The sequence below is a fragment of the Flavobacterium sp. genome, assembly GCF_031363805.1.
GTDB lineage: Bacteria > Bacteroidota > Bacteroidia > Flavobacteriales > Flavobacteriaceae > Flavobacterium.
Map to the genome: position 1 here is coordinate 1 of NZ_JANLVD010000226.1, position 6,400 is coordinate 6,400.

5 protein-coding genes and 1 pseudogene are annotated in these 6,400 nt (G+C 34.6%); 4 read left to right on the forward strand and 2 right to left on the reverse strand.

Annotation, left to right across the window (positions count from 1 at the left end; genetic code table 11):
• Positions 1-246 precede the first annotated feature (246 nt).
• From thrS to rplT, 4 genes and pseudogenes are all read left to right on the forward strand, one after another.
• A complete protein-coding gene (thrS, locus tag RMN92_RS11885; protein WP_309609661.1) occupies positions 247-2,193 on the forward strand; it encodes a threonine--tRNA ligase in 1,947 nt (648 codons plus the stop codon).
• 22 nt (positions 2,194-2,215) lie between these two features.
• Positions 2,216-2,755 (forward strand): annotated as a pseudogene (gene infC / locus RMN92_RS11890) (translation initiation factor IF-3); the annotation flags it as partial.
• 253 nt (positions 2,756-3,008) lie between these two features.
• Positions 3,009-3,206, forward strand: coding sequence for a 50S ribosomal protein L35 (gene rpmI, locus RMN92_RS11895; RefSeq protein WP_011963049.1), 198 nt, complete (start codon positions 3,009-3,011; stop codon positions 3,204-3,206).
• Positions 3,207-3,376: 170 nt separating this feature from the next.
• Positions 3,377-3,721 (forward strand): 50S ribosomal protein L20, encoded by a 345-nt coding sequence (rplT, locus tag RMN92_RS11900; protein WP_309609658.1) that lies wholly within the window; start codon positions 3,377-3,379, stop codon positions 3,719-3,721.
• Between the two features lie 290 nt (positions 3,722-4,011).
• Here rplT and RMN92_RS11905 read toward each other — a convergent pair whose 3' ends face one another.
• Complete coding sequence (locus RMN92_RS11905; RefSeq protein ID WP_309609659.1) at positions 4,012-4,893, reverse strand: EamA family transporter; 882 nt, start codon at positions 4,891-4,893, stop codon at positions 4,012-4,014.
• Between the two features lie 316 nt (positions 4,894-5,209).
• A partial coding sequence (locus RMN92_RS11910; RefSeq protein ID WP_309609660.1) for an MFS transporter occupies positions 5,210-6,400 on the reverse strand: 1,191 nt, incomplete at its 5' end.

Genomic DNA, 6,400 nt, shown 5'->3' on the forward strand with positions numbered 1-6,400 from the left:
GTCAAATATTAGGCATCACTCCGCGTGAGCGATAGCAGTGGAAAGCCCACAGCCTGACGAAGGAAGTGCGAGGACTTGTAACGAATAGCGCGACCCGAAGTTGCGAGGAGGAACGACGAAGCAATCTGAAGGGACACGCCATATCATTCGACAAGATCGGGATGAAAAAAATAAAAAAAAACATACCTTATATATATTGTATGTTTTTTGCGAAACCGTTATATTTGCGGTCATAAAATTATAATGATGATTAAGATTACTTTGCCTGATGGTTCGATTAAGGGATTTGAAAACGGTGTAACACCTATGGATGTTGCATTGAGTATTAGTGAAGGGTTGGCTAGAAATGTGATTTCGGCTAGTTTTAATGGGACAACAGTGGAAACTTCAACGAAATTGATGACGGATGGCTTTCTTATTTTATTCACTTGGAATGACAAGGATGGGAAAAAGGCTTTTTGGCATTCTACTTCGCACGTAATGGCGCAAGTTTTGGAAGAAATGTATCCTGGTTTAAAGCTGACACTTGGTCCTGCGATTGATAATGGATTCTATTATGATGTTGATTTTGGTGAAAATAAAATTGTAGAAGCGGATTTTAAGAAAATTGAAGATAGAATTTTAGAAATTTCTCGTGAAAAATATGAATTTAAATTACGGTCGGTTTCAAAAGCTGATGCACTGGAATTATATAAGGATAATGAATTCAAAACAGAGTTAATTACAAATCTTGAAGATGGCACAATTACATTTTGTGATCATGCGACTTTTACGGATTTGTGCCGTGGTGGACATATTCCGAATACTGGAATTATAAAAGCTGTAAAAATTATGAGTATTGCTGGCGCTTACTGGCGAGGGAATGAGAAAAACAAACAGTTGACTCGTGTTTATGGAACATCGTTCCCGAAGCAAAAAGATTTGACCGAATATTTAGAATTACTGGAGGAAGCAAAACGTCGTGATCATAGAAAACTTGGTAAAGAATTGGAATTGTTCGCTTTTTCTCAAAAAGTTGGTGCTGGTTTGCCGTTGTGGTTGCCAAAAGGTGCTGCTTTGCGTGACAGATTGGAGCAATTTTTGAAAAAAGCACAGAAAAAAGCGGGTTATGAGCAGGTGGTTACACCGCATATTGGTCAAAAGGAATTGTATGTGACATCGGGACACTATGCAAAATACGGCGCAGATAGTTTTCAGCCGATAAGCACTCCTGCTGAAGGTGAAGAGTTTTTATTGAAACCAATGAATTGTCCGCACCACTGCGAGATTTACAATACAAAACCTTGGTCTTATAAAGATTTGCCAAAACGTTATGCGGAATTTGGTACGGTTTACAGATATGAACAAAGTGGAGAATTGCACGGATTGACTCGCGTGAGGGGATTTACGCAAGACGATGCACATATTTTTTGCACGCCAGACCAATTGGATCAAGAGTTTAAGAATGTTATTGATTTGGTTTTGTATGTTTTTGGTTCACTTGGATTTGAGAATTTTACTGCTCAGATTTCTTTGAGAGATCAAGAAAATAGAGAAAAATATATAGGAAGCGATGAAAATTGGGAGAAGGCAGAAAATGCCATTATTAATGCTGCTGCCGACAAAGGATTGAAAACTGTTGTTGCCTATGGTGAAGCTGCCTTTTATGGTCCGAAATTAGATTTTATGGTTAAGGATGCTTTGGGAAGACAATGGCAATTGGGAACGATTCAGGTAGATTACAATTTGCCAGAGCGTTTTGAATTGACTTATAAAGGTTCTGATAATGAATTGCATACGCCAGTTATGATTCATAGAGCTCCATTTGGAAGTATGGAACGATTTATTGCAATTTTGATTGAACACACGGCAGGAAATTTCCCACTTTGGTTGATGCCCGAACAGGCTATAATATTATGTTTGAGTGAAAAATATGAAATTTATGCTAAAAAAGTTTTAAATCTGCTAGAAAATCACGAAATTCGCGCCCTAATTGACAACAGAAATGAGTCGATTGGCAGGAAAATTAGAGATGCAGAAATGCAAAAACTCCCATTCATGCTAATTGTAGGTGAGGAAGAAGAGAAAAATAATACTATTTCTATACGCCGTCATGGACAGGAAGGAAAAGGAAATATTACCGTTACAATTGACAAATTTGCTGAAATTGTCAATGAAGAAATAAGCAAAACGCTAAAAACATTTGAAGTTTAATTAAAAATTAAGAGCCATAGCAATTAGAAACAGTAGAGGTTACCAGCCTCGAGTAGAAAAAAAAGATGAACACAGAATAAATAATTTTATTCGCGTTCCAGAAGTACGTCTTGTAGGAGATAATGTGGAGCCAGGAGTTATAAAAACTTCGGAAGCTATGAAACTTGCCGACCAACTAGAATTGGATTTGGTAGAGATTTCTCCAAATGCAGAACCGCCAGTGTGTAAAATAATGGACTATAAAAAGTTTGTTTACATGCAAAAGAAACGTGAGAAGGAACTGAAAGCAAAATCTACTCAAATTGTAGTAAAAGAAATTCGTTTTGGTCCTCAAACAGATGAGCATGATTACGAATTTAAAAGAAAAAATGCCGAAAAGTTTCTGAAAGAAGGTTCAAAATTGAAAGCATTTGTATTCTTTAAAGGTCGTTCGATTATTTATAAAGATCAAGGTCAGATTTTATTATTAAGACTGGCTACAGATTTGGAAGAATATGGGAAGGTAGAAGCTATGCCAGTTTTGGAAGGAAAACGTATGATTATGTTTATTGCGCCTAAAAAAGGTAAATCAACCCAATCCGCACCAAAAGCAAAGGAAGGTCAACAAAAACCGGTTGTGAAAAATACAGAAGCTCAACCTAGTTCTGGTGAAAGCATTGAGTAAAATGACGACAGATTGCTTCGTACCTCGCAATGACAATACACAATGGATTGATTTGTGCAATTGCATAATAAGAATTTTGATGAACGATAGCAAACTGCGTCGTTCCTCGCAAAGATAGTAAGTAAGAATAAATTAAAAAATCTAGGAAAAAATGCCTAAAATGAAAACCAAATCTAGCGCCAAGAAACGATTCAAAGTTACTGGTTCTGGAAAGATTAAAAGAAAACATGCTTTTAAAAGTCATATTTTGACCAAAAAGTCTAAAAAACGTAAATTAGCCTTGACACACTCTGCGCTAGTTCACGCAACAGATATGAAAAGTATCAAACAACAATTAAGGATTATCTAAAAAGCCATTAGTGAAAAGCCACTAGCCATAAGTTTTAAACCTTTTGCCTAATGCCTATTTACTATTGCCTAGATAACCTTTAGGTTAAAACAATTTCAATAACCTTGGAGTATGGCCTTAAGTTCCTTTGATTAAATTCAGGACGCCTGCTACAAAAAAATGTAAAAATTATGCCAAGATCAGTAAATTCAGTTGCTAAAAGAGCAAGAAGAAAAAAAATAATGAAGCAAGCCAAAGGTTTCTTTGGCCGTCGTAAAAACGTTTGGACAGTTGCGAAAAATGCGGTGGAGAAAGCAATGTGCTACGCTTACCGTGATAGAAAAGTAAATAAGAGAAATTTCCGTTCTTTGTGGATTCAACGTATTAATGCTGGAGCTCGTTTGGAAGGAATGTCTTATTCACAATTCATGGGTCAAGCTAAGAAACACAATATCGAATTGAACCGTAAGGTTCTTGCAGATTTGGCTATGAATCACCCAGTTGCTTTCAAAGCTGTACTTAATAAAGTAAAATAAACGTTTTATCAACAAAATTTATACTTACATACTTATAGAAAATCCCAGTCGAAAGATTGGGATTTTTTTATACATGATTAATACATTTATCTTCTGATTTGATTCAATTTCAATATAAAATGCTACCGCAACTGCCCCAGATTGAAGCGGCAGCCCTGAGGAATTAAAAGCTATTTTTTCTGGGCTTTGCAAAGCGACCAAAGGAAGCTCTTGCAATGGCTTAGAAAAAAAGCTTTTAAGACGATGGCTAGAGCGGAAAGCTGGAAAAGGCTCAAAAAAAAACGTTTTATTTATTTTTTCTTAAAGAAAAATCTTTCATTGAAGATAATGACGGAAATTAAAATTAATGTGTAGGCAATAATTTGCATTTGATTGATTTCTTCCTTAAAATAAAAAATCGCCAGTACAAAATTTATTAAAGGATTGGTATACATTAAAATACCTACGGTGGAGGAATTGATCCCTTTTAAAGCAAATAAATTTAAGAACAGTGGAATAATGGTAAATACAATAACTATGACAATTAATAAAATATAAAAAATAGGTTCAGAAGGTATTTGACCGCTGTAAAATGGGAAAAATGGCAAAATTATAATGGATGCAATGACCATTTGAACTGTGAGTACTACAAATCTGTCGAATTTATTATTTTTCTGGCTTATTAAATAAAGTGCAAACGATACGGCTATGGTTAGACTATAAAACAAATCTGATAAATGCCCAAATGACAATATTGCACAGCTGAGAATGCATAAAAATACCGAAAACCATTGCCATGAACTGAGCTTTTCTTTTAATATAAAAAATGCCAGTATTGTGGTGATAATGGGACAAATTAAATAGGCAAATGAGGCAGATTTTAAGCTTACGTGATTGACTGCATAAATGAATAAAAACCAATTTAGGATTAATAATAAGCCGCCAAAAGCTGTTAAAAATATAGCTTTGAACTTTTGATTGGTTTGTGAATTTTTTAGTATTTGTAAATCATTTTTAATGATTTTTTTTCTAAAAATTAGATTGATAATAAGCAATAAAACAGTAGCAAGAAAAACCCTATAAAACAAAATATCTAACGATGGGTAATCGTGCAGTGGTTTTAGTGCCAAACTAAAAAATCCCCAAATAATAAATGATGATAAAGCGGCTAAATAATACTTGTTGATTTGCATAAATAAAAATTCAGGACAAAAGTAGTTATAAGTTTGCTCTGAATTATATTTTAAGAATTATTTAAACGATTTGTAGTTTAAAATAAAATCTGCGTAAAATTTGCATACTTGGCCGAAACTGAATACACTTTTTGTATAAACTGCACATTGCTTTTGAATTTACAAGTTTCTTTACTGTTGATTGCGTGAGTGATAGCAATGGAAATCCTTTTTATTTTTTCTTTAAAAATAAAAAGATTGCAATGCATAGCACGACCCGAAGTTGCGAGGAGGAACGACGAAGCGACTTCGGGGCACGCCCAAATAAATCTTATAATTAGTGAGAAGCTTCTACTTCAATATTGTCAACGTGGATGTTTTGTTTTTTGAGTATCGCTTTTACTAGAATAGCAAATAATGTCAGGTAACCAAAACAAACTACAGCTACAATATAGGAATGGTGGATTCCAATAATATCTGATAATTTACCTTGAATAGGAGGAATAATTCCGCCACCCAAAATCATCATTACTAAAAATGCAGAACCTTGCGAAGTATATTTTCCAAGTCCAATAATTGATAAACTAAAAATTGCTGGCCACATAATACTACAAGCCAAACCTCCAGCTAAAAAGGCGTAAATAGCAACAGTTCCTGTGGTTGATAATCCTATGAGCATAGCTATGATGCCTAAACTTCCAAAAACCATTAATGTTTTTGCAGGCTTGTCCTTGCTGTAAAAGAAAGCTGCAATTTGAATGAATACACATATTATATAGCAATAAAGCGGTTTCATGTCTTTTCCAGAGAGTATATTTACACCCAATATAATTCCAAAGGCAATAATTGGAATTATGATTAAAGCTAATGTTTTTTTGCTTCCTTGCAAGTTGAAAACACTTATAGCTCCAGCCCAACGCCCAATCATCAAACTACCCCAATACATGGATACATATGGCGCAATATTTGACGAAGGCATACTTCCAAATTCTGGTAATTTGAGTAATTCACCCAAGTTGCTTCCAATGGCCACTTCTACACCAACATAGGTAAAAATGGCAAGCATTCCTAAAACCAGTTGTGGATATTGCATAGCGCCCCATCCCTCCGATTTTTTTTGAGCTGAAAAATACGACAATAGAATTCCACCAAGAACTACCAATAATGCACCAGAAAGCCACATCATTCTATACTTTTCTAGAGGTTCCTTTATCGCTTTTATATCGGATTCATTGGATTTTATTTTAGCATCAATTTGTAATAATTCTGGAGAATTGGCAACATAAGATGTTCTTGCTAAATCAAATCGTATGGTTTCATTTTCTTTATTTAAAGATTCGATTTTTTTGGCTTCTTCGCTTTTATAACTTCTGAAAATTGGTGTAAAACAAACTGCCAATAATACAGTCATAATCACCAATGTTCTCAAAGCTTTATTGGCTTTTTCCATGGGTTCTATAGAAATACCGCTGGGTACTTTTTTGGAAAAATAAAACAAGGCTGCCGCAGCAATAAATAATAATCCCAC